The following is a 22,831-nucleotide window of genomic DNA, read 5'->3' as shown; positions in this document are numbered from 1 at the left end:
TTCCTTTGTAACTCCACATTGAGTGTCCTACAACCCCAAGGGGCAAGCCCCTTGGTTTGGGCTGTTCCCGTTTCGCTCGCCGCTACTCAGGGAATCGCATTTGCTTTCTCTTCCTCCGGGTACTTAGATGTTTCAGTTCCCCGGGTCTGCCCTCCTTATTCTTTCGAATAAGGATACTGTTCGATTACGAACAGTGGGTTTCCCCATTCGGAAATCTCCGGATCAACGCTTACTTACAGCTCCCCGAAGCATATCGGTGTTTGTCCCGTCCTTCATCGGCTCCTAGTGCCAAGGCATCCACCGTGCGCCCTTTCTAACTTAACCTAATTGAACGCGTTACTCGGTTTTGTTTTGCCTTACGTTTATCTAATTTTCAAGGAACAAAATCCATCGAGGAGTTCATCCGGCCTTCCAACCGGAAGGTTGAACCCTCAAAACTGACAAGACGAAGCGTCATTCGTTCATGTATTATCCTTAGAAAGGAGGTGATCCAGCCGCACCTTCCGATACGGCTACCTTGTTACGACTTCACCCCAATCATCTGCCCCACCTTCGGCGGCTGGCCCCCTTGCGGGTTACCTCACCGACTTCGGGTGTTGCAAACTCTCGTGGTGTGACGGGCGGTGTGTACAAGGCCCGGGAACGTATTCACCGCAGCATGCTGATCTGCGATTACTAGCGATTCCGGCTTCATGCAGGCGAGTTGCAGCCTGCAATCCGAACTGAGAATGGCTTTTTGGGATTCGCTCCACCTCGCGGTTTCGCTGCCCTCTGTACCATCCATTGTAGCACGTGTGTAGCCCAGGTCATAAGGGGCATGATGATTTGACGTCATCCCCACCTTCCTCCGACTTTTAGCCGGCAGTCAGATTAGAGTGCCCAACTGAATGCTGGCAACTAATCTCAAGGGTTGCGCTCGTTGCGGGACTTAACCCAACATCTCACGACACGAGCTGACGACAACCATGCACCACCTGTCATCCTGTCCCCGAAGGGAACGCCCGATCTCTCGGGTTGGCAGGAGATGTCAAGACCTGGTAAGGTTCTTCGCGTTGCTTCGAATTAAACCACATGCTCCACCGCTTGTGCGGGCCCCCGTCAATTCCTTTGAGTTTCAGTCTTGCGACCGTACTCCCCAGGCGGAGTGCTTAATGCGTTTGCTACAGCACTAAAGGGCGGAAACCCTCTAACACTTAGCACTCATCGTTTACGGCGTGGACTACCAGGGTATCTAATCCTGTTTGCTCCCCACGCTTTCGCGCCTCAGCGTCAGTTACAGACCAGAAAGCCGCCTTCGCCACTGGTGTTCCTCCACATCTCTACGCATTTCACCGCTACACGTGGAATTCCGCTTTCCTCTTCTGCACTCAAGCCCCCCAGTTTCCAATGACCGCTTGCGGTTGAGCCGCAAGATTTCACATCAGACTTAAAGGACCGCCTGCGCGCGCTTTACGCCCAATAATTCCGGACAACGCTTGCCACCTACGTATTACCGCGGCTGCTGGCACGTAGTTAGCCGTGGCTTTCTCGTCGGGTACCGTCAAGGTACGATCATTTCCTACCGTACTTGTTCTTCCCCGACAACAGAGCTTTACGATCCGAAGACCTTCTTCGCTCACGCGGCGTTGCTCCGTCAGACTTTCGTCCATTGCGGAAGATTCCCTACTGCTGCCTCCCGTAGGAGTCTGGGCCGTGTCTCAGTCCCAGTGTGGCCGATCACCCTCTCAGGTCGGCTACGCATCGTCGCCTTGGTAGGCTTTTACTCCACCAACTAGCTAATGCGCCGCGGGCCCATCTAGAAGCGTCGGTAAAACCGACTTTCCTTCTTCCTCCATGCGAAGGAAGAACCTATCCGGTATTAGCTCGCGTTTCCACGAGTTATCCCAATCTTCTAGGCAGGTTACCCACGTGTTACTCACCCGTCCGCCGCTAACTTTTAAAGGGCAAGCCCCTTAAAAGTTCGCTCGACTTGCATGTATTAGGCACGCCGCCAGCGTTCGTCCTGAGCCAGGATCAAACTCTCCAAAAAAGTTTGATTGCTCAATATTTATACGCTTCGTCTTGTTCAGTTTTCAAGGTTCAACCACTTTATTTAGAAAAGTGACTTTATTATTTTATAACAAACTTTTTTCTTCGTCAATAACTTTTTCGATCATCTGGAAACTCATTTTTTCCAGCGACGAATATTAATATAACAATAATTTAATCATATGTCAATAGTTTCTTTTATTTTTTTATATAATTTTTTTCAGAGATCTGTTTATCTTTGAACAATCAACGCAAATCAATGAAAAGCAGACCTCTTTCTAATTTAAATCTGTTACTTTTTTATAGTATCTATGGAAAATTCCCTTTCCTTTTGACTCCTCTAAAGTAACGCATATATAACCTTTTTCAATTAAATATTCAACGAGGGTAAAAATATTTGTTCCGTATAACTCGATTTCTGGATGTTCACATATTTGTTGTATAGTCCAATATTTTTGTTCATTCAACACTTCTAATATATGGGATACACCGATTTCCGTGCGTGAATGAATAAAAAATTCAATCGCTAAAAATAATAGTTCCAATCGCTTATTCAAAGGTTCCTCACTATTGATTAGTTCCTCGTAAATTTTATATACATCCGGGTCGATGCGCTTCACTTGATTCCAGACGATAATTTCCGGATGATACCCTTTTTCAATTAAAGCAAGTCTCCCTAAATAATGAAGGGACTTGATAATTTGACTGTGCGCATCTAAAAACTCCCCTTCCTCATACAACATCTTTCCTTCGTTATATCTTTTGATTAATTTGGCAAATTCCAAACCGATGCGTATTTTCCTTTCGTGAAAAGGAAAGTCTTTGAGGTTTTGAATTAATTGGGAAATATAATCATTTCTGTCAAAAATAATTTTTCCTTCGTAAAGCCATCCAACGATTTGGGGGTTTGTTCCAGTGAGCAACCATTTTTCCAATCTATGATGGGGGAAAATATATAAAGCGATTTTCTCGTTATCATACACATAATGTTTAGAGAAAAATTCCATGTGCGTTTCCGATGTAATAATTAATAAAATACAATCAAATGTATCCGTCAAATAAAAATGGTGATCCTTTTTTTCAATAAAAATAATCCCCAATGTGGAAGGTTGGCTGGCCCGCTCTTGATATAAACTTCTTAAAAAATTATCCATAACTAGTTCCTCCAAATTTGTCATACAAAAAACAATTCGACACATTTAGATAAAAATCCTTCATTACAAAGGACATTTTTCGACCAATTTACGCTTTACATTTATGGAGGGAAAATCCTACGTCCAATGAAACTTTAACGGCTACATTTCATTTTATTACAGTAAAATATATTTTCTTTATACTTTATATCAAGGTTATGGTATATTTTCAATACGGGGGTGAAGATTCACGTGGGAAAATATCCGAATAAAATTAACAAAATCAGAACGTTCGCTTTAAGTTTAGTTTTTCTCGGCATTTTTATCATGTATATAGGGATCTTTTTAAAAAAACATCCGTATTTAATGCTAATTTTGATGATTCTCGGTTTCTTATCTGTTATTGCAAGTGCGGTTGTTTACATTTGGATCGGGATGCTTTCAGTTAAAGCAGTTCAAGTAATCTGTCCATCTTGTGGGAAAGTGACAAAAATACTTGGAAAAGCTGATATTTGTATGCATTGTAACGAAGCATTAACATTAGATAAATCATTAGAAGGGAAAGATTTTGAAGAGGCTTTTCATCGAAAACAATAAATGAAAGAAATTAGGATGAATGATTCCTTCGTTTTATTGTAAAAAGTTGTTTGAAAACATTTTTTAATTTTATAATCCTTAAAGCAAAAAAGAGCTACTTAGAGCTCTTTCAATTTTTTCACGTCAAATTAGTTAAGTCATCTTTTTAATGGGATTCTTTTTTGGCGCATTCTGGACAAATGCCATACACTTCTAAACGATGATGGCTTACTTTATATCCAGTCATATGTGAAGCAAATTGTTCCACTTCATCGAGACCCGGATATTGAAAGTCCACTATTTTCCCGCAGGATTCGCATATCGCATGGTAATGTTCGTGCGTTGCAAAATCAAAGCGACTCGAAGCATCACCGTATGTCAGTTCTTTCACTAAACCGACTTCACGAAATACGCGTAAATTATTATATACGGTCGCGACACTCATATTTGGAAACTTTCCTTCCAATGCTTTATATATTTCATCGGCAGTTGGGTGTGACTTTGTATCGATCAAATATTGAAGTATCGCATGACGTTGCGGAGTAATGCGAACCCCGGATTCCTTCAACGTATCCAACGCTTCTTTCAATTGGCTTGCTGCCACCGCCATGCACCTCTTTCCTTACAAAATAGATTATTATATAATAATTCTTATAAATAGTGTACTAATAAATCGGTGCGTTTGTCAATCGATGTACAGCACAAAACATCTATATTTGTTACTATTTTCACAAATTATTCATTTTTGTTGTATTGCAACAGTACCAAATATTGACAACAACGAATTACTATAAATACTGTTATATTCTACATATGTTTTTCATCGAAAATCAAGTTTGTTCTTTTTCTTTACAATCGATCAATCATGTAATTTTATATCCTCATATCCCAACGTATAGTTGACAAACCGAGCTGCGACAAATAAATAATCAGATAATCGATTCAAATATTTTAGGACAACCGGATTGATATGATCGAGGGAAACCGCCAATCGTTCTGCTCGTCTGACGACTGTACGAGCAACGTGGATCGCACTTGCAGCGGGGTGCCCTCCCGGTAAAATAAAAGTTTTCAAAGGAGGGATTTTTTCATCAAGTCGATCAATTTTCTCCTCCAATTCCGATACGTGGGAATCTTTCAGTTGCCACTTCACTTCCTTCCCTTCAGGCGTAGCCAATTCTGCACCCACATGAAACAATAATGTTTGAACCTCATACAGTGCCCGTAAAAACTCTTCCTTTTCAACAAATGTTTCTTTTTTTAAAAAGCTAATCGCCAAACCAATCATGGAATTCGCTTCATCACAAGTTCCATACGCTTCTACCCGTACATCATTTTTCCGTACTCTTTTTCCATAAATTAACGATGTCGTTCCTTGATCACCGGTTTTCGTGTAAATTTTCATTTCAATACCCCCTACTTAAGTCGATTTCATTGATTAAAGGTCTTTTCCCTTCCAAATAACGGGCTAGATTTTCAGAAAATATTTCAAAGGCCCGAGGTAAATATTCAGGAGTGATTGCTGACACATGTGGTGTAATCGTAATTTTGTCCATCTTCCAAAAGGGATGATTCTTCGGTAACGGTTCCGTTTGAAATACATCAAGGAAAGCATGTGCCAACTCATCTTCTTTTAGCGCTTCGATTAACTCGGTTTCATTGACCGCATCCCCTCTACCCATATTGATGAAAACCGCTTCTTTTTTCATCAATTGGAACTGTTCTTTTCCAAAAATCCCCCTCGTGAACTCTGTACTTGGCAATACAGATAATACAAAATCCGCCTTGGATAAAACTTCATTTAACTGTTCCATCACATAGATTTCATCAAAGGATGGTACGGGCTTTCCACTTCTATTAATACCGATCGTTTTCATTCCAAAAACTTTAGCGTATTTTGCAATTTGACTTCCGATTGCACCGGCTCCAACAATTAATAATTTTCGACCAAACAACTCGGTAAGCGGAAGTCTTCGGTTCCAAACCGTTTCCCGCTGCTGTCGATCAAAGTCCCTAAACCGCTTCGTATATTGTAACAAATAGCCGATTGCCATTTCCGCCATCGGTATTTTATGAATACCTCGGGCATTTGTAACGAGAATACCTTTCTCTTTTACTATTTTAAAGGGCATTTTTTCCAAACCAGCGGAAATGACCATAATCCATTTTAAATTTTTTGCTTTCAAAATGATCTCATCCGTAACATCTTCTCCGTATGTAACGAGTACTTCCGCCCGTTCGATATGGGATCCGAGTTCCTTCATATTTTTATAAAAGAAAAAGTTCAAATTAGGAAATTGATCGATTATTTTTCTTTGTAATGCTTCCCTCCGATTAAAGGATGCGACGATGTCCATAGTCTAACCCCCAAATTTTGCATTTTTTATCATCATAACATTATTCATAATTTTACAGAAACGGATTGATTTCCTTGGTGAAACAAAATTTTGGAACACTTACTGAATCCATCTAAATTCCACTTTCACTAAAAAAACCGGCTAAAAAGAAGGCTCTTTTCAACCGGTCAAAATGAGTGAAGATTTTTGAGGAGGTATGCCCTACTTATACGTATGCATCGTCCGTTTTTTCGAATGAGTCATAAGCCTGTTTCAAAAAAATAAGGCGTTTGCTACCATACATTCGAAATGTAATCCCCACTCAAATTACCTACAAATTATTTTTAATGTACGATAAAGCCTCTTCAACATGCCCTTTTACCTTTACTTTTCGCCACTCTTTAACTAAAATACCTTCCTGATTGATAATAAAGGTGGAACGCTCGATTCCCATATATTCCTTCCCGAACATTTTCTTCTTTTTCCAAACACCGTAAGCGTCTGCGATTCGATGGTCTTCATCGGATAATAGCAAAAAAGGAAGATTATGTTTTTCGATAAAACGATGGTGGCGATCGATTGGATCGGTACTTACTCCCAGTATGACAGCGTTCAAATCGGAAAATTGCTCGTGATGATCCCTAAAATCACACGCTTCCGTTGTACAGCCTGGCGTCATATCTTTCGGATAAAAATATAAAACGACATGCTTTCCTAAAAAATCGGATAATTGGACTGTCATGCCATTCGTTGCGGATGCTTGAAAATTCGGTGCTTTTTCTCCAATTTTAACCTCCATACAAATCCCTCCAAATCGATCATTTAATTTTACATTAACGGAATGGGAAAAATTTTACAACTTGTATGTATAAGGTAATTCCATTCATTCTACCGAAACATGATTGTAAGGGACGGGCATATAATTAGAAATAAACGATTTGAATATAAATTCAGCCTTTTTAAGGAAGCGTGATCTTTTTATGGCTTTTTATTTTCTTTTATTCCTTATCATATTTATTATAGTCATGAGCCTACGGACGCTGTTTTTACCTAGCGCTTTACAAGAAAAATATATATCTTGGCAAAGCTTTGTGTACTTACTGTTCATCTATTCAACACTTTTTATAGGTTTCGGCCTAATTTATTTTCTGCTCATGCAAATCGGATTGGAAGTTCTTATAGAGAATGGACAAAAGATTGATAGCAGGAAATTATATGAGTTACAATCGAGCTTGTATTTTAGTGGTGTTACCTTATTTTCCATTGGATATGGTGATCTTTCACCAGTTGGTTACGGTCGATTTATCGCCATTATGGAAGGGATGATTGGCTATACGATACCGGCATCTTTTGTCGTCCGAACGGTGATCGACTTTCGAAAGGATCAGACATAAAGTTTTCTTTATTCATATTTAGGCAAACATGTGGAGAAAGCAACTAGATTTTGTATAATAAATGAAAGATGATGAATGTATCACTTGGCAATCATGGATTAGAAAGGAATATTGAAAAAATGAAACTCGGGGCCCGCATTTTAAAAACAGGGTTGGCCATAGTCCTTGCTTTATTTGTCGCAGAACTATTGCAACTACCCTCTCCAGTTTTTGCGGCAATTTCAGCGATCTTTGCCGTTCAACCGTCCATTTATCGTTCCTATTTAACGATTATTGAACAAATTCAAGGGAATGTAATCGGAGCAATTATTGCAATTGTTTCTGTTTTATTGTTTGGAAATCATTTTTTAATCGTCGGATTGGCTGCCATTATATTAATTATGATTCATTTAAAATTGAATATTGAAAAAACCATTTCCCTTTCCCTTGTCACATTAATCGTTATTATGGAAACACCGAACGAGGAGTTTATTACCTTTGCTATCATTAGATTTTCAACGATCATGCTAGGAATTATATCGGCCTTTTTGATAAATTTAATATTAGTCCCACCGAAATACGAAACGAAATTATATACGGCGATTTCAGATATAACGAATGCGATATTGAAATGGATCCGACTTAAAACCCACCAAGCTGCCGACCATCTATTATTAAAACAGGATATCGATAAATTAAGAGAACAACTCGTTCAAACGGAGCAAATTTATTTATTGTATAAAGAAGAAAGAACCTTTTCGAAAAAACATACACAAGAAAAACTGCGGAAACTCGTCATATACAGGCAAATGATTACAGCAAGTAAGAAAGCATTGGATTTATTAAAAAAAATGTCAAGTTTTGAAAACCAGTTTTCTTCTTTTCCGAAACCCTTTCTGTATCGAATTCATTCGATTTCCGAACGATTAATCTCTAGTCACGAACAGCTTATACTCCGTTATATTGGAAAAGCGGTGCAAATACATGAAGAGGAAATGGATAGTTACGAGGATGTTCAACATGAGTTACTGAATATGTATCGTGAATATCAACAATTGGAAGAAATGGATGATACGTACTGCGGAATGTTGAAATTGGTCGCGAGTTTAATGGACTATAAAGACCAATTGGAACATCTGGAAATTTTAGTGAATAGTTTCCGCTCATATCACCGCGAAGACAAGATAGATATAAAAAGTGATTCGTTACAAATATAAACGAAAAAACGAATTCAAAGCCGATTTTGATTGCACGTTGAACACCGATTTTTCCGTTAGTCGCTATGTATTTTGAAAACATTCACAAATTTACAAGAATACATAGGGGCTTTTTTAACTGAATTATTTACGCAAATCTCTTTTTAACATTAAATATTTTTCGTACCAAGTTTCGATAAATCCCGGTTCAAAAGGCCCTTTCTTCTGTCGAATCATATTGATTAATTTATCCATATGCAGCCGTAAAATTTGATTAATCACATCCGGGTATCCCATCGCTTTTCGATGTTCGTCGTATTCATCTTCATCCAAAATAATATAGGACAAATCCGGAAACACTTTTATATCTAAATCGTAGTCGATGTATTTCAATGCTAGCCCATCGATCACATATGGAGAACTTAGATTACAATAATAGTAAATCCCATCATTCCTTAACATACCAATAATATTAAACCAATAACGAGAATGGAAATAACAAATGGCAGGCTCCCTTGTAACCCATGTTCTTCCATCCGATTCGGTGACGGTTGTTCGATTATTAGCACCAATCAAAAGGGTTTTCGTCCCCTTTAATACTGTCGTCTCAGACCATATACGATGGATACGACCGTTATGTTTATAACTATGAATTTGGATGGTTTCTCCTACCGTGGGAATATGCATATATGTCCCTTCTTTCTATCTCTTCCCAATGTCGACTGTTCATAAATTGATTATTTTTATATTATAACGTTAGATGACCGATTTTTAAATAAAAACTTATCGGAATAAAATGATCTGACAAGTTGAAAAAGTACAATTTGATAAAGAAAGACGCTTCCAAATGAATAGAAGCGCCTAAATAGCTTTCTTTTTACTGGAATTAAGAATTGCGTTTCTTTTTCGATTCAGCTTTTTGATTTTGTTTACGGACTTGTTGTGCATCTGTTTCACTTGCGAATTCAGTACCATATTGATCCTGTTGTCCTTGAGCTGATTGGGCATTTTGTCGTCTTACATTTTCAATATTCGTTCCGGAAGAACTTCTTTTTTGTTTTGCCACTTTTCATCACCTCCACAAGCTTTAATGTAACCAATCGGTGATGAAACTATCCAAAATTTTAAAAAGAATTCTTTTGATTTACTCCCCTGTTTGGAATCCTTCCGTCTCCAACACATCCCGATGAATTAGAAATTGTTCCCAAATTTTTTGATGTGGAACGGGAAGGGGATAATGGTTGATGGAATCGATCGATACCATTTTTAATCGAGATGTTTCCTCCACCTTCCCATCGACGAAACCAAAAAACACTTTGATTTCCCATTTCAAATGGGAAAAAATATGTTCAACATGGCATAGAGGCTGTTTTAAATGTACATTAATCTCATGTTTTCCATACAATGCTTTTTCATATTCGGCAAGCAAATTGGTAAAATTTCGATCCTTTTGTTCTTCAGATGGAAATTCCCAAAGGTCTGCTAAAAGTCCACTCGATGGTCGTTTTCGAAGTAATACTTTTTTTCCATCGTCGGAAAGGAGAACTGCAGCCGTTAATTGGATCGTTTTCCCCTTTTTCCCTTTGGATTTAACCGGAAGTAAATGTTGTTCTCCCCTTTTGAATGCTTCACAAAAATCATTGACAGGGCATAATAAACACGATGGATTGGACGGTTTGCAAACTAAAGCACCGAGCTCCATTAAACCTTGATTAAAACTCGATGGATCTTCATGGGAAATAATGTATTGGGCAATTTCTTCAAATAATTTTTTCGTTCGACCCTTTGCAATATCTTCTTGTATGTAGAAAATTCTCGATAGAACCCGCATAACATTTCCATCGACGGCAGGTATAGGTAATCCATATGCGATACTCAATACGGCACCCGTTGTATATGGTCCGACACCCTTCAATTGACTAAAAGCTTCTTTATCTTTCGGGACAACTCCTCCGTAACGTTCTTTTACTTCCTTAACTGCTGCGTGTAAATTTTTTACCCGAGAGTAATATCCAAGACCTTCCCATGCTTTCAAAAGTTTTTGTTCGTCTGCAGATGCCAATGCATCGATGGACGGAAATTGTTCGATAAAGTTGTGAAAATACGGAATAACCGTATCTACTCGGGTTTGTTGTAACATCACTTCAGAAACCCAAATTTTATACGGATCTTTATCCCTTCGCCAAGGTAGGTCCCGCCCCTCCCTCAGGAACCAATCGATTAATTTTTTTTGAAACGAATGAATCGGAAAATGTTCAACATGTTTCAAGGCAGTTTCTTTCACGAATCGGTCCTCCCTATGATAAACTGAAAAAAATCAGTATAATCGGTCGAAATTAAACAATCATAAACATAACGTAATCATAAAAGTACACAAAGGGCAAGGGATAAATTTTCCACCCGTTTTCGAAAAGGGACTTTGTATTAAATGGAGGTAGGATTTTATCAGTGGATACGGGTACACATTTTGTAACGGGCATTGCTTTAGGTGGATTAGCAACTGTTGACCCGATCGTTTTCAATAGTCCAGAAACAGCTCAAGCAGTAGTATTCGCCACTATAATCGGATCACAAATTCCGGATGTGGATACGGTTTTAAAGTTTAAAAATAATGCGTCTTATATACGTAATCATCGGGGAATTACCCATTCCATTCCAGCTGTCATTTTATGGCCGATATTTCTTTTAATGTTTTTATATCCCATCTTTCCAGAAGCCAATCTCCTTCACCTTTGGTTATGGACTTCCATCGCCGTTTTTTTACACGTTTTTATGGATATTTTTAATGCGTATGGGACACAAGCGCTCCGTCCTTTTTCATCCAAATGGATCGCCCTTGGATGGATTAACACCTTCGATCTATTTTTATTTTCTATTCTTTTGCTTGGAAGTTTGTTATGGTTGTTTGGAATGGATCCGAGGGACGTCTTTCCAGCTATTTTCGTAATCATCATCGGATATTATCTACTTCGCTATACGATTCGAAAAACCATTTATGAAACGTTAAAGAGAAGATTCCCTGAAGCGGAAAAAATAATCTTAAACCCTACGTTTCGCTTTTTCCGTTGGCGAGTTGCCGTCGTGACAAAGGATAAATTTTACGTCGCAAGGGCTTATCGAAGGGATATAATTTTGTTAGATGAATACAAACGCCTTCCCCTCCCCGATGAACCGATTATGCAAATCGCAAAATCCGATAAAAATATTTCCGCCTTTCTATCCTTTTCCCCTGTCTATCGTTGGGAAATGGAAACGGAAGATGGGATTACGGAAATTCGCTTCATTGACTTACGATATCGGAGTAAAAACCATTATCCTTTCGTCGCATTCGTCCAAATTGACGATTCATTAAACATCCTTTCCTCGTATACAGGATGGATTTACAACGTGGACAAATTCAAAAAAAAATTTGAGACGATACCTGGATAAATTGTTTGTACGTTGGAAAATTTTCTGTCAAACGAATAGAAGATATGTATAAAAAGCAAACAAGGGGCTGTCCAGCAAGTCAAAATCCACTGGTAACGAAACATCATAAGCGTTGATATGTCAACGTTTCTAAAACATTAAAGGGGCGTCTATAAGCCGGAAAATCGACTTATTAGACAGCCCCCTTTCTTCGGAATTAAAATGCAGTTGTTTTCTTTCCGTTACGTCAGTTTCCTCCGCAGACAAGTCCTAAGCCTTTTTAACTCGTAAATTCGTCTGTAAAGTCTCCCGCTCGTCCTGTTCCCAATGCCTTCCACCTTGCCGTTCATCATCTTAACTATTGATTGGACAGTCCTTTAGTGTAGGACGGATTTTTCCATTAATTTACCTTTTCTAATAAAGATATAGGTAAAGCTTCAATTTTTTCTCCGTTTAATCGATACCCCCATGCGAAATACCCTCTTAAATAATCAATTTTAAAATATTGACTCGGTTCATTTTTAATCCGATAAATCTCCCCTTTATCGAAATCATTCGGATCGAGCAAATACGATTCCGCCATGGCAGCCTTCCGTTCTAAAACAGCAAATTCATTGATCATTCCCATTTGTTCCGCTTTTTTCGCCTTCTCCCTTAACTTTGCTATTTCTTGTTTTAACTCATATTCGGTCATTTCACTGAATCGTTTATCCACCATCAATCTTCCTTTCCGTTATAACTATTCAAGCTCTTGCAAATTTTCCACATAGCGATGTATAAGTTCAGAAGAAAAACCCTTTCGATATAAAAACTGTTTAATTTTCCATTTTCTTTCTTCAGGGGGGACTTTTGCATATTTTTTTAAAGCTTTTTCCCCTTGAATCTTAATGGCAGCCAAATTATGCGCCTCATCTAATGATTGCAACGTTTCATAAACGACTTCTTGGATTGCCTCATCTTCATATCCCTTTCGCTTTAACATCACATAAAGTTGTTCTTTTAAAAGGGATACGGATAAGCCTTGCTTTCTTTTTACCCATTTCAAGCTTAAGCGACGGGCCTTTTCCAATTGGATATCTAAAGAAAAAAGGGTAATTTCCTCTTCGATCGTTTGTTCATCAATTCCTTTATCCTGTAAAAGTTTTTTAACGGCGATGGGACCTTTATCCGTCGTTTTTATATATGTTTGAATAAAACTTCGAGCAAAGTCCTTATCATTAACATATCCTTTTTGTTTAAGCCGGTCGATGACTTCCTCGACGACATAGGAGGGAAATCCCTTTTCCGACAAATGATCTTTTACTTGTTTTACCGATCTCATCGAATGGGATAAATAGGAAATGGCACGATTAAATCCCTTTTGTACCTCGTCTTCAAAAACAATTTGCTGAAGTTGATTTTCATCCAACTCCATTCCCTTTGAGAGTCTGAAACGAATCAATGTATCTTTACAAATTGTAATGGTTTGAAACCAGTCCTTTTGATCAAATTCAATGTCGTAATTATTCGGCTGTTGTCTATTGACAGCGATTTTTGTAATTACAGGCACATTTCCTGCACCTCCATTTTCGTATAAACAAACATTCCTCTCTTTTTTAAATGTACCATAAAACAAGTACGAAAGTCTTTGCGGAAGAATTTTAAGTTTGAGTCAAGTATTTGTAGGCAATTTTTTTCAGGTCAGTTTTTGTCTGTTTTTTTAGGCCAAAATATGTAAGCGTATTCAACTGTTTAGGGTCCTTCCTTGGTTGAATTTTCCTCTTTTTTTAAATACCGCGGATTTCTTTTAATGCTTGATACATTGGAATACTTGCCCTTCCTTTGAGGTACGCAATATTATCTCTCGTTACTTTCGTGACAACACTTTTCACCTTTTTTAAAATCCGTTGGGCTGGCTTCTTCTCTTCTTTTTCCTCATTCCACTGTTCGACTCGACCAAACATCGTTTTTAAAGGTAATTGGTCCAAAATGGCCACCATGCCGGTCATCATGGCACTAATTCCTTCATCACTCCAACTTCGGCCATTTTTTAATCGATTCGCAAAAACATGCATCATTGCTTCCGCACTACCCATTAGTCGCATCCCTTTTGTATCGATTCCCTGCTCCCTCAGCCATTCCCGATAATCCCTGAGTGCTTCTGGATACATTTCCAATTGATGAATCAATGCTTCCAATTCTTTTTCTTTTTCTTCGTCCTCCAATGTTCCAACGGCACTATTTAATTCCGTCAGAAGAGTTTCACGATCAAAGGAAGCGAGGGCCACCCGCATTTTTCGGTACCGGGGATGCTTACGAAAAAGGCTACGAATCGCTTTTGCCACATGGAAGCGATCGATGGTATAGAAAGCCCGGTCTTTGAAATAAGCTCGACAAGCAGTAATCCAACTGGCCCCGTCCCCATTAATAATGAGCTTATGAACCATCGGATCGTATTCAAAATTTTCCACGAGAAACTCCTCAAATGCTTCCCAAAAAGGAAGCTTCCCATCGTGAACAAAATGACGCTTATTTTTTAATTGCGTGCGTTTCCCATTCTTTTCCCATCCTTGATGAACGGCGGCAATTTTTTCTTCTTTTCCCTTTTTCCCTTGTCCTTGCCTTTTCGTATACAAGCCATCGACTTCCACAAATAGAACGGGACTCTGTACAGATTCCTTTTCTTTCTGGAAAATTTCCGCTTGTAACAGGTGTTGACGGATCGTTTCATGACTGATGACTGAATATCCAAATAGGGTTTCAAATGTTTGAGCCGCCTTTCGAAAAGAGGGACCTTTTACAGCCAGCACAATGGCTGCTTCCTCCACTAACGGACTAAAAGATCCAGCTCCCTCAAAACCTAAATAACGATCCAATAAAAAGACATATTTCCCCGCTTTACGATCTTTATAATAGTTCCGTTTAAAGCTTATTTGTCCGAAAAGACTATCCAGGTGAAACGTTCGTTTTCCCATCATTCGATATCGTTTTTTATCACGCTTTTCGGCAATGATTTGATCAAACGCTTCTAACAACTGTTTCATAACCACCGAATACGTTTCCTGCAATTGTCGCCAAACCAATAGCTCAATCTCTTTTAAGGTTGGATATTTTGTGGTATTCTTGTTCATGAGGGATTCTCCTTTCTGTAGGGTTTTTTTCAACAATTATTCTAACAAGGAGGATCCCTCATTTGCATGAATGATGCTTACACACCTACCGCGCTATCGCTTGGTTTCCCCCCACCTTTTGAGAGCGATCTATGGATCACTCACAAAAGGTGGGGGTTCAATTTTGCCTACAATAATTTTACTCATACGAATTTTAATATACTAACGATTAACCCGTTTGGATGCTTCACATGCATTTTACATAACCCATTCAAACAATTGCTTTTATGAATGGAACTTCCTTACTTGGTTAAAATAAGAGCGTACAAATTTAAAGAATGGAGTGAAAAAATTGGCGAAGAAAAGGCAGGAAAGAAGGAAAAAAGAGTTAACGAAAGCGCAAGAAGTAAACTATGGAAAGGAATATCGAAAAGCGAGTAAAGGTTTGAATGAGCAGCCATAAATGACAGTGGATAAAAAACTTTCGAATTTTTAAACATGTTCGGTTAAATTGGTCAGTGAGCTCCAGTCGTAGAAAGGTATGTGGAAAAATACGAAACCAGCATTGAAAGGATGAAGGCTATCGATTCTAAAAAGGACAAAATCATGGATGAAGTAATTTTTAATGGTGAATCGAAAAGAGTAAGGTATTTTATGGTACTGAACAAAGATAGATCCAAATAAGCAAAAAAAGCAACGGGTTCCATATTGCGATCACCATCCTCAGTTTTGACACCATCGATAAATCATCGCATTTCCTTGGAACCCGATGCTAAACCGTTTATAAATTGGTCGATTGATAGTCCTTAAAAAAGTATTAATAATTAATATAGCCAAGTAGATTCGCAAACTTTGAAAAAAGATTGGCCTGTGTTCATCCTAGTCAACTTTTTCAACCTTAACCTTCAACACCCGGTGTTTATCCACTTCCAAAAGGGTGACTTTTAAGTTATCGTAATGGAAGATTTCTCCTTGCTTCGGCATATGTTCCATTTGTTCAAATACCCAACCGCCAATGTTATAGTAATTTGATTTCGGAATGTTCACACCCATAATTTTTGCAAAATCGTCCAAATGAAACTGTGCATCGAATTCATAAACACGATCGGAGATTTTTACCATATCGCTCGTTTTTTCATCGTGTTCATCCCATATTTCTCCGACCAATTCTTCTAAAATATCTTCCATCGTAATGAGACCAGCAGTTCCACCAAACTCATCGAGAACGATTGCCATATGGCTTTTCGTTCGTTGCAACTCCGGTAATAATGTGGCAATCTTCATCGATTTTACAACAAATAACGGTTTTCTTAGTAGTTTTCGAATATCCACTTGTTCATTTTTTATTAATTCAGCAAAGAACTCCCTTTCGGATAAAAAACCGATAATATTGTCGATGTTTTCTTCGTAAACCGGAATTCGGGAAAACCGTTCTTCTAATAATAAGTTCTTAATCTCTTCCACCGGCTGATTTACTTCCACCGCAACCATATCTAAGCGATGGGTTAAAATCTCACCTGCACGAATATCATTGAAATCTAGCGATCGGTGGATCAGCTCTTTTTCTTCCTTATCGATTACCCCTTCTTCTTCGCTAATGTCGACAAGGACTTTAATTTCCTCCTCGGTAACCGATGGCACATGTTGTTTGTCTTTCGCAAAGGTGTTCGTGACCAACTTTTTTAATTTTTCAAACAAAAAATTAAAGGGCTTTAACAGTTTTATTAAAACAAATAAAATTCCCGATATTTTTAACGAGTAAGGTTCCGCATATTCCTTGGCAATCGATTTCGGCAAAATTTCACCGAAAATTAAAATAATGACTGTCATCCCGAAAGTACTAATCACTAGTCCATAACTGGCTCCAAAAATGCTCGTTACTAAAGCGGTGGAAATACTAGAAGCTGCCACATTTACAAGATTGTTTCCAATCAAAATCGTAGATAAGGCACTATCGAAGCGATCGGTAATGTATAGTGCTTTTTTACTTCCCCTCCTACCTTCGTTTACGTAATTTCTTAAACGAATTTTATTCACGCTAGAAAAAGCCGTTTCCGCAGAAGAAAAGAAGGCGGATAAAAAAATAAGGACAATTAAAAATAATATTAACGCTAGGGGCACCTCATCCAAAAACAATCACACTCCAAAAAAACTTATTTATAAAATACTTTATCATAATTGACAATTTTTGACCAAATTTATAACTATTTTTCTTTCATGACGAATGGAGGAACGGACAGATTGAATGATCTTTTCAACCGTTTTTCGTCTACGATGGACGATGAATGATTCTTTTGGGGGAATGGCTCCTTCGAATAAGCACATTTGGATCGAGTTTGCTTAAAAGCCTTTCATATCTTTTCGAGTTAGTGAAATTGTTTAAATAGCGTATCCAACTTAATTCTTTTATGTAATAAATATAAGGCCATCTATAAGCCGAAAATGTCGACTTATTAGATAGCCTCGATCAAATTAGGACGCTTCTTCTCTTTTATAACCGCCCTCCCAATATTCGGCATTTTTCACACCCATGTCAATGGAGTTGTAAACCGGATCCAAACCTTCCCTCTTTTGCCGTTCGTAATCTTTCAATGCTGCAATGGCCGGTTTGTAAAGGAAAACGAGGGCGATTAAGTTGAGCCATACCATTAAGCCAAGTCCAACATCCCCCATGGCCCAAGCCACTGAAGATTTTCGAATCGTACCGAAAAAGACGGTAGCGAGCAATACGAGCTTCAATAGCAACATAGGAATAAATTTTTTCCGTTCTCTAAACAAATAGGCAACATTTACTTCTGCAATATAGTAATAAGCCATAATCGTCGTAAAGGCGAAGAAGAACAATGAAATTGCGACGAAAGGAGATCCAAAACCTGGCAATTCCGAATCAACAGCTAACTGTGTGTAGGCAGGGCCCACTTCCACCGTTTCTTCAATATTTGCAACCCGAATCGTTTCCTCATCTGCTTCATACACATTGTAGGAGCCGGTGAATAAAATCATAAAGGCGGTGGCGGAACATACGAGAATCGTATCGATATATACGGAAAAGGCTTGAACTAATCCTTGTTTTGCCGGATGAGATACTTCAGCTGCTGATGCCGCATGAGGTCCTGTTCCTTGACCTGCCTCATTTGAATAAATCCCCCGTTTAACCCCCCATGCGATGGCACTACCAAGAATTCCACCGAAAAATTGATCAACACCGAATGCGCTACTAAAAATTAATTTGAATACGGCTGGAACTTCTCCAATGTTCATTATTAAGATGATGAGCGACATAAGAATATAGCCGATCGCCATAAAGGGAACGACCGCCTGGGCCACATGGGCGATTCGTTTTAAACCGCCAAAAATAATCGCACCAAGAAGAACGACTAATACGACTCCTGTAATCGCAGGATTTAAAGAAAAGGCATTTTCCATACTCGATGCGATCGCATTCGCTTGAATTCCAGGCATTAAAAAGCTCATCGCCAAAAGGGCTGCAATCGCAAACATTACACCGTACCATTTCCAACCTAAGCCCTTTTCAACGTAATAGGCCGGGCCCCCACGATATTGACCGTCTTGATTCACCTTATAAATTTGCCCTAAAGTCGCCTCCACATACGCTGTAGCCGCCCCGATAAACGCAATCGTCCACATCCAAAACACCGCTCCAGGTCCCCCGTAAGCAATGGCAGAGGCGGTCCCAGCGATATTTCCCGTTCCTACTCGCCCACTTAATGCGATGGACAAAGCTTGGAAAGAGGAAATTCCTGATTTGGAACTTTTTCCTTTCACCATCTGGACCATCATGTCTTTAATTAATCGCACTTGGACAAACCTCGTCATAAATGTAAAAATAATACCAATTGCCAAACTAAATACGATCATTGGCGTGCTCCATAAAATATTATTCAAAATTTTTATAATTTCGGCAAACAAGATCCTCTCCCCCCTTTTTTAGAAAATTGTCAACTTCCATTTTCCTTTATCGAATTAACGAAAAAATTATTATACGTATTATAAACGAGAAACTGTTATATGACAACTACTAAAATAAAAAAGTTTGAGTCAAGTATTTGTAGGCAATTTTTTTCAGGTCAGTTTTTGTCTGTTTTTTTAGGCCAAAATATGTAAGCGTATTCAACTGTTTAGGGTCCTTCCTTGGTTGAATTTTCCTCTTTTTTTAAATACCGCGGATTTCTTTTAATGCTTGATACATTGGAATACTTGCCCTTCCTTTGAGGTACGCAATATTATCTCTCGTTACTTTCGTGACAACACTTTTCACCTTTTTTAAAATCCGTTGGGCTGGCTTCTTCTCTTCTTTTTCCTCATTCCACTGTTCGACTCGACCAAACATCGTTTTTAAAGGTAATTGGTCCAAAATGGCCACCATGCCGGTCATCATGGCACTAATTCCTTCATCACTCCAACTTCGGCCATTTTTTAATCGATTCGCAAAAACATGCATCATTGCTTCCGCACTACCCATTAGTCGCATCCCTTTTGTATCGATTCCCTGCTCCCTCAGCCATTCCCGATAATCCCTGAGTGCTTCTGGATACATTTCCAATTGATGAATCAATGCTTCCAATTCTTTTTCTTTTTCTTCGTCCTCCAATGTTCCAACGGCACTATTTAATTCCGTCAGAAGAGTTTCACGATCAAAGGAAGCGAGGGCCACCCGCATTTTTCGGTACCGGGGATGCTTACGAAAAAGGCTACGAATCGCTTTTGCCACATGGAAGCGATCGATGGTATAGAAAGCCCGGTCTTTGAAATAAGCTCGACAAGCAGTAATCCAACTGGCCCCGTCCCCATTAATAATGAGCTTATGAACCATCGGATCGTATTCAAAATTTTCCACGAGAAACTCCTCAAATGCTTCCCAAAAAGGAAGCTTCCCATCGTGCACAAAATGACGCTTATTTTTTAATTGCGTACGTTTCCCATTCTTTTCCCATCCTTGATGAACGGCGGCAATTTTTTCTTCTTTTCCCTTTTTCCCTTGTCCTTGCCTTTTCGTATACAAGCCATCGACTTCCACAAATAGAACGGGACTCTGTACAGATTCCTTTTCTTTCTGGAAAATTTCCGCTTGTAACAGGTGTTGACGGATCGTTTCATGACTGATGACTGAATATCCAAATAGGGTTTCAAATGTTTGAGCCGCCTTTCGAAAAGAGGGACCTTTTACAGCCAGCACAATGGCTGCTTCCTCCACTAACGGACTAAAAGATCCAGCTCCCTCAAAACCTAAATAACGATCCAATAAAAAGACATATTTCCCCGCTTTACGATCTTTATAATAGTTCCGTTTAAAGCTTATTTGTCCGAAAAGACTATCCAGGTGAAACGTTCGTTTTCCCATCATTCGATATCGTTTTTTATCACGCTTTTCGGCAATGATTTGATCAAACGCTTCTAACAACTGTTTCATAACCACCGAATACGTTTCCTGCAATTGTCGCCAAACCAATAGCTCAATCTCTTTTAAGGTTGGATATTTTGTGGTATTCTTGTTCATGAGGGATTCTCCTTTCTGTAGGGTTTTTTTCAACAATTATTCTAACAAGGAGGATCCCTCATTTGCATGAATGATGCTTACACACCTACCGCGCTATCGCTTGGTTTCCCCCCACCTTTTGAGAGCGATCTATGGATCACTCACAAAAGGTGGGGGTTCAATTTTGCCTACAATAATTTTACTCATACAATAAAAAAATATCATTTAATTTTGACTTTCTTACCCAATGTCAAATTCACATAACAACATAAATTTTTTCATATGAAAAACCTTTTCGGAACATTAGTACCGATTTGGTATCAACTAAAACGCTCGAATGATCCAATGAGTATTCCAATTTACATTTTCTTAACTCCCTTATAAGAAAGTCAATGTTTTTCCGCTCACACCAAAGATCAATGTTAAAACAGGTGATAATAAGCAAAAAAAGGCAAAAGGTAAATAATGGATTACCTCAACATGTAAGACGTTAGAAATAAATACGCCACATACACTCCATGGAACAAGAGGATTAATAACAGTACCAGCATCTTCCAAAATACGAGAAAGATTTTTCCTAGCCAATCCGACCTTTTCAAACTGTTGTTCATATGTTTTTCCCGTTAGCAAAATCGATAAATACTGTTCTCCTACAAAAATATTAATAAACATCGCTGTAAAGGAAGAAGCTGCAATAACCGTTCGAAAGGAATGCAATCGGTCATGGAATGTGGAAAATAATTTTGGAATGATTCCGAGAGTAAATAATAACCCGCCCATACTCAATGCTAAAATCAATAGGGAAATCGTAAAAAACATACCTTCGATTCCTCCCCTTGATAACATGCTATCGAGTTCGACATTTCCTGTATTCGACATGTATCCAGAAAATAGTAATTGAACCACCTCCGACCCGTTTAAGTTCAAATGGAAAAAGGAAATGACAAGTCCACTGGCCGCACTGGCTGAAATAGAAACAATGGCCGGCCGTTTTCTTACGGAAAAAATAAATAATAACAATAAAGGAAGCCAACTATATAGATGCACCAAATCCGTATCTCGTAAAACAGCGACCATACGATCAATATTTTCAAAATCCGACGGTACGATACTCGGTGAAAGAAATGCGAAAAGAATAGCCGAAATGAAAAACGCTGGAATGGTTGTCCAACTTAAATTTCGAATATGATCAAATAAATCCACTTTCATCATTCCGGATGCTAAATTCGTCGTATCGGACAACGGAGACATTTTATCACCAAAAAACGCACCGGATACAATTGCTCCTGCCGTAATCGGTAACGATAAACCAAAAATTTCAGAAACACTAATAAAGGCGATTCCAATACTTGCCACGGTCGTCAATGAACTTCCAATAGCAACGCCGATGATTGCTGTAATGACAAATACCACGCTGTAATAAAACTTCGGTGTAACGAGATGAAAGGCCGTATAAATGATCGTTGGAATCGTACCGCTCACGATCCAACTGGCGATGAGGATTCCAATTAGAAAAAAAAGATAGATTGCCCCAAAACCAGACTTCGCTCCTTCGATCATCCCCCTTTCCATTTTTTCAATCGGAACTTTTTTTATAAAACCGTATATCCATAACAAAACAATCGCACCGATCATCGGAATATGGGGTGTCGCATTCCATTGAATAATGCTAAAACTAATCAAACAAATAATGATTCCTGTTACAAAAAAAGCTTCAAAGGTTTTCGGTATTAAGGTCGGTTTAATTTGCAACATGTGAACGTTCTCCCCTTTTTTATTTCTGTTGATAGATGTTACTTAAAAATAAAAAAAGAACATCTTCATCCTACTTGCTAGGGACGAAGATGTTCTCCGCGGTACCACCCTATTTGACGAACCGTAAAGGCTGTCCACTCTTTCACAAATGTTTTTGCGGTGTAGTTCAGATTTGTGCTGCCCGGATTCTCACCCCCCATCCGGTCTCTTATTGCTGCCCACACAAATCCTAATCGAAATTCCGCCAACATCCAATATTTTCTTTAATACATAAAAGCGTTTAAGCATTAAAGTTTTTATTACTATACCATAATCTTTTTCTTTTTTCTACAAAAGTTATCATTTTCCAGCTATAATCCAAAAAATTATAAAAAAGATGTTAGAACAAGGTGATATTCGTAAATGGTGTTGGTTAATATTCTAAACTTTTTATTTTTAAT

20 protein-coding genes and 2 rRNA genes (1 of these 22 cut by a window edge) are annotated in these 22,831 nt (G+C 38.6%); 5 read left to right on the top strand and 17 right to left on the bottom strand.

All coding sequences use genetic code 11. From position 1 onward, the window contains the following. The 3 genes from OE105_RS02020 to OE105_RS02010 all read right to left on the bottom strand — a co-directional run. A 23S ribosomal RNA gene (locus OE105_RS02020) occupies positions 1-324 on the bottom strand; it reaches 2,605 nt to the left of the window's first position. A 154-nt stretch (positions 325-478) separates the two neighbouring features. Beyond that, positions 479-2,029: ribosomal RNA gene (locus OE105_RS02015) — 16S ribosomal RNA — on the bottom strand. The 16S and 23S rRNA genes sit together here, the layout of an rRNA operon. 277 nt (positions 2,030-2,306) lie before the next feature. Continuing rightward, complete coding sequence (locus tag OE105_RS02010; protein WP_275421075.1) at positions 2,307-3,182, bottom strand: nucleotidyltransferase-like protein; 876 nt, start codon at positions 3,180-3,182, stop codon at positions 2,307-2,309. A 231-nt stretch (positions 3,183-3,413) separates the two neighbouring features. Here OE105_RS02010 and OE105_RS02005 point away from each other — a divergent pair, with 231 nt between their 5' ends. After that, positions 3,414-3,758, top strand: a complete 345-nt coding sequence (locus tag OE105_RS02005; protein ID WP_275421074.1) for a YgzB family protein — start codon at positions 3,414-3,416, stop codon at positions 3,756-3,758. A 145-nt stretch (positions 3,759-3,903) separates the two neighbouring features. On the opposite strand, the gene perR is transcribed toward OE105_RS02005, so the two are convergent. The 4 genes from perR to bcp form a co-directional block, all read right to left on the bottom strand. Continuing rightward, positions 3,904-4,341 (bottom strand): peroxide-responsive transcriptional repressor PerR, encoded by a 438-nt coding sequence (perR, locus tag OE105_RS02000; protein WP_275422068.1) that lies wholly within the window; start codon positions 4,339-4,341, stop codon positions 3,904-3,906. A gap of 255 nt (positions 4,342-4,596) precedes the next feature. Continuing rightward, positions 4,597-5,142, bottom strand: a complete 546-nt coding sequence (locus OE105_RS01995; protein ID WP_275421073.1) for a cob(I)yrinic acid a,c-diamide adenosyltransferase — start codon at positions 5,140-5,142, stop codon at positions 4,597-4,599. Between the two features lies 1 nt (position 5,143). Continuing rightward, positions 5,144-6,094 carry a D-2-hydroxyacid dehydrogenase gene (locus tag OE105_RS01990; RefSeq protein ID WP_275421072.1) on the bottom strand — a complete coding sequence of 317 codons (951 nt, stop codon included), beginning with the start codon at positions 6,092-6,094 and terminating at the stop codon, positions 5,144-5,146. Between the two features lie 310 nt (positions 6,095-6,404). After that, on the bottom strand, positions 6,405-6,872 hold the full coding sequence (gene bcp / locus OE105_RS01985) for a thioredoxin-dependent thiol peroxidase (protein ID WP_275421071.1): 468 nt from the start codon (positions 6,870-6,872) through the stop codon (positions 6,405-6,407). Positions 6,873-7,053: 181 nt separating this feature from the next. Between bcp and OE105_RS01980 the strand changes: the two genes are divergently transcribed. Both OE105_RS01980 and OE105_RS01975 read left to right on the top strand, forming a co-directional pair. Then, the gene (locus OE105_RS01980; RefSeq protein WP_275421070.1) at positions 7,054-7,467 is read left to right on the top strand and encodes a potassium channel family protein; all 414 of its coding nucleotides are present in this window, start codon (positions 7,054-7,056) and stop codon (positions 7,465-7,467) included. 119 nt (positions 7,468-7,586) lie between these two features. Next, a complete protein-coding gene (locus tag OE105_RS01975; protein WP_275421069.1) occupies positions 7,587-8,663 on the top strand; it encodes an FUSC family protein in 1,077 nt (358 codons plus the stop codon). Between the two features lie 123 nt (positions 8,664-8,786). On the opposite strand, the gene ntdP is transcribed toward OE105_RS01975, so the two are convergent. The 3 genes from ntdP to mutY form a co-directional block, all read right to left on the bottom strand. Further along, positions 8,787-9,329: a nucleoside tri-diphosphate phosphatase gene (gene ntdP / locus OE105_RS01970; RefSeq protein ID WP_275421068.1), complete on the bottom strand. Its 543-nt coding sequence runs from the start codon at positions 9,327-9,329 to the stop codon at positions 8,787-8,789. 199 nt (positions 9,330-9,528) lie between these two features. Next, a complete protein-coding gene (locus OE105_RS01965) occupies positions 9,529-9,708 on the bottom strand; it encodes a gamma-type small acid-soluble spore protein (protein ID WP_275421067.1) in 180 nt (59 codons plus the stop codon). A 78-nt stretch (positions 9,709-9,786) separates the two neighbouring features. Further along, entirely contained in the window at positions 9,787-10,926 is a 1,140-nt protein-coding gene (gene mutY / locus OE105_RS01960; RefSeq protein ID WP_275421066.1) for an A/G-specific adenine glycosylase, read from the bottom strand. Between the two features lie 164 nt (positions 10,927-11,090). Between mutY and OE105_RS01955 the strand changes: the two genes are divergently transcribed. Next, the gene (locus tag OE105_RS01955; protein ID WP_275421065.1) at positions 11,091-12,071 is read left to right on the top strand and encodes a metal-dependent hydrolase; all 981 of its coding nucleotides are present in this window, start codon (positions 11,091-11,093) and stop codon (positions 12,069-12,071) included. Positions 12,072-12,450: 379 nt separating this feature from the next. Here OE105_RS01955 and OE105_RS01950 read toward each other — a convergent pair whose 3' ends face one another. The 3 genes from OE105_RS01950 to OE105_RS01940 form a co-directional block, all read right to left on the bottom strand. After that, the gene (locus OE105_RS01950) at positions 12,451-12,768 is read right to left on the bottom strand and encodes a YfhH family protein (protein ID WP_275421064.1); all 318 of its coding nucleotides are present in this window, start codon (positions 12,766-12,768) and stop codon (positions 12,451-12,453) included. Between the two features lie 21 nt (positions 12,769-12,789). Next, complete coding sequence (locus OE105_RS01945; RefSeq protein ID WP_275421063.1) at positions 12,790-13,599, bottom strand: RecX family transcriptional regulator; 810 nt, start codon at positions 13,597-13,599, stop codon at positions 12,790-12,792. A 217-nt stretch (positions 13,600-13,816) separates the two neighbouring features. Further along, a complete protein-coding gene (locus OE105_RS01940; protein ID WP_275421059.1) occupies positions 13,817-15,160 on the bottom strand; it encodes an ISLre2 family transposase in 1,344 nt (447 codons plus the stop codon). Between the two features lie 331 nt (positions 15,161-15,491). On the opposite strand from OE105_RS01940, the gene OE105_RS01935 reads away from it, so the two are divergent. Next, complete coding sequence (locus tag OE105_RS01935; protein WP_275421062.1) at positions 15,492-15,602, top strand: YfhE family protein; 111 nt, start codon at positions 15,492-15,494, stop codon at positions 15,600-15,602. A gap of 416 nt (positions 15,603-16,018) precedes the next feature. Here the strand turns inward: OE105_RS01935 and OE105_RS01930 are convergent, their stop codons facing one another. The 4 genes from OE105_RS01930 to nhaC all read right to left on the bottom strand — a co-directional run bounded on the left by OE105_RS01930 (position 16,019) and on the right by nhaC (position 22,391). Beyond that, the gene (locus OE105_RS01930) at positions 16,019-17,269 is read right to left on the bottom strand and encodes a hemolysin family protein (protein ID WP_275421060.1); all 1,251 of its coding nucleotides are present in this window, start codon (positions 17,267-17,269) and stop codon (positions 16,019-16,021) included. 342 nt (positions 17,270-17,611) lie between these two features. Next, the gene (locus OE105_RS01925; RefSeq protein ID WP_275422067.1) at positions 17,612-19,018 is read right to left on the bottom strand and encodes an alanine/glycine:cation symporter family protein; all 1,407 of its coding nucleotides are present in this window, start codon (positions 19,016-19,018) and stop codon (positions 17,612-17,614) included. Positions 19,019-19,313: 295 nt separating this feature from the next. Beyond that, entirely contained in the window at positions 19,314-20,657 is a 1,344-nt protein-coding gene (locus OE105_RS01920) for an ISLre2 family transposase (RefSeq protein WP_275421059.1), read from the bottom strand. A 357-nt stretch (positions 20,658-21,014) separates the two neighbouring features. Next, positions 21,015-22,391 carry a Na+/H+ antiporter NhaC gene (nhaC, locus tag OE105_RS01915; RefSeq protein WP_275421058.1) on the bottom strand — a complete coding sequence of 459 codons (1,377 nt, stop codon included), beginning with the start codon at positions 22,389-22,391 and terminating at the stop codon, positions 21,015-21,017. Positions 22,392-22,831: the final 440 nt, after the last annotated feature.

It is taken from the genome of Fervidibacillus halotolerans, assembly GCF_026547205.1.
Taxonomy (GTDB): domain Bacteria; phylum Bacillota; class Bacilli; order Bacillales; family Caldibacillaceae; genus Fervidibacillus; species Fervidibacillus halotolerans.
This window is presented reverse-complemented; position numbering and strand designations above follow the sequence as displayed.

Coding starts and splice junctions, on each gene's coding strand:
- OE105_RS01980 (WP_275421070.1), top strand. CDS start 7,054: ATGGCTTTTTATTTTCTTTTATTCCTTATCATATTTATTATAGTCATG.
- OE105_RS02010 (WP_275421075.1), bottom strand. CDS start 3,182: ATGGATAATTTTTTAAGAAGTTTATATCAAGAGCGGGCCAGCCAACCT.
- OE105_RS01925 (WP_275422067.1), bottom strand. CDS start 19,018: ATGATCGTATTTAGTTTGGCAATTGGTATTATTTTTACATTTATGACG.
- nhaC (WP_275421058.1), bottom strand. CDS start 22,391: ATGTTGCAAATTAAACCGACCTTAATACCGAAAACCTTTGAAGCTTTT.
- OE105_RS01950 (WP_275421064.1), bottom strand. CDS start 12,768: ATGGTGGATAAACGATTCAGTGAAATGACCGAATATGAGTTAAAACAA.
- OE105_RS01940 (WP_275421059.1), bottom strand. CDS start 15,160: ATGAACAAGAATACCACAAAATATCCAACCTTAAAAGAGATTGAGCTA.
- OE105_RS01920 (WP_275421059.1), bottom strand. CDS start 20,657: ATGAACAAGAATACCACAAAATATCCAACCTTAAAAGAGATTGAGCTA.
- OE105_RS01990 (WP_275421072.1), bottom strand. CDS start 6,094: ATGGACATCGTCGCATCCTTTAATCGGAGGGAAGCATTACAAAGAAAA.
- bcp (WP_275421071.1), bottom strand. CDS start 6,872: ATGGAGGTTAAAATTGGAGAAAAAGCACCGAATTTTCAAGCATCCGCA.
- OE105_RS01975 (WP_275421069.1), top strand. CDS start 7,587: ATGAAACTCGGGGCCCGCATTTTAAAAACAGGGTTGGCCATAGTCCTT.
- ntdP (WP_275421068.1), bottom strand. CDS start 9,329: ATGCATATTCCCACGGTAGGAGAAACCATCCAAATTCATAGTTATAAA.
- OE105_RS01995 (WP_275421073.1), bottom strand. CDS start 5,142: ATGAAAATTTACACGAAAACCGGTGATCAAGGAACGACATCGTTAATT.